Source organism: uncultured Limnohabitans sp. (assembly GCF_937889215.1).
Taxonomy (GTDB): Bacteria; Pseudomonadota; Gammaproteobacteria; order Burkholderiales; family Burkholderiaceae_C; genus Limnohabitans_A.
Map to the genome: position 1 here is coordinate 1 of NZ_CALBEX010000381.1, position 1,040 is coordinate 1,040.

Here is a 1,040-nt window from a genome sequence, read left to right on the forward strand (position 1 = left end):
GCCCGGCATGAATTCGACCCAATCGAGGTCCGAGCACAAGCCTTGGTCAATGGGACGGGGCTGCTCAGGCCCCCCAACAGGAGACAGAGATGGAGACGACGCAACATTCTTTTCATGAACTTTTTGCGCAACTGGGACTGCCTAGCGATGACGGCAGCATCGCGCAGTTTCTGCAAGGGCACAGCCCCTTGTCTGGTGCGGTGGCCTTGCCCGATGCCGATTTTTGGAGTCCGGCGCAGGCGGTCTTTTTGCGAGAGAGCTTGCTGCAAGACAGCGGTTGGGCGTTGCACGTCGATGCGCTGAGCGTGGCCTTGAGACGACCTTGATGCGCCGTTGAATGGGGTGGACGGCCCGCTCGGCCCAGCTCGGCCCAGTGCAGGACAGGCGCGTGACAGTTGCGTGGGCAGGTGGCCGGTAAGATGGCCGGCCCAAATCACAGGTTGATGAACTGCCAACTGAACACCGACCCGTTTTTTCTTGCTGATTCGCTTGGGCATGTTCCGCACGGGCTTCAAGCGCTCGTGGAGCTGCTGGCCCTGAGCAGGCCTTTTTCCCCATTCCAAGGAGACCTTTCATGAAAGCAGCCTGGTACAGCCGCAACGGCGAAGCCCAAGATGTGTTGCAGGTGGGCGATTTGCCCACACCCATTCCCCAGGCCGGTGAGGTGCTGGTGCGCCTGGCCACTTCCGGCGTGAACCCTTCAGATGTCAAGTCGCGCCGCGCCCGACCGGTGAATGACCCATTGATCGTGCCGCACAGCGACGGCGCTGGCGTGATCGAAGCTGTGGGTGCTGGCGTGCCCGCATCGCGCGTGGGCGAGCGGGTGTGGTTATGGAACGGCCAGTGGCAGCGCGCATTGGGCACCTGTGCCGAATGCATCGCTTTGCCTGCAGACCAGGCCGTGACCTTGCCAGAAGGCACCGATTTCGAAGCCGGTGCTTGCATGGGCATACCGGGCCTGACGGCGGTGCAGGCCGTGATCTTGGCAGAGCGCCTGAGCGGGGATTTGCGCGGACAAACCGTGCTGGTTACCGGTGCCT

General features: G+C 62.5%; 2 protein-coding genes. Both read left to right on the top strand.

The window, feature by feature from the left end; all coding sequences use genetic code 11:
• Nucleotides 1–89: 89 nt before the first annotated feature.
• Nucleotides 90–326, top strand: coding sequence for a DUF2789 family protein (locus Q0341_RS09640; RefSeq protein WP_299512580.1), 237 nt, complete (start codon nt 90–92; stop codon nt 324–326).
• Nucleotides 327–574: 248 nt separating this feature from the next.
• Nucleotides 575–1,040, top strand: a 466-nt coding sequence (locus Q0341_RS09645) for an alcohol dehydrogenase catalytic domain-containing protein (protein ID WP_299512583.1), incomplete at its 3' end; no start/stop codon positions are given.

What these genes read in the sequence shown, in the direction of transcription:
- Q0341_RS09640 (WP_299512580.1), top strand. Translation starts at nt 90, where the DNA reads ATGGAGACGACGCAACATTCTTTTCATGAACTTTTTGCGCAACTGGGA.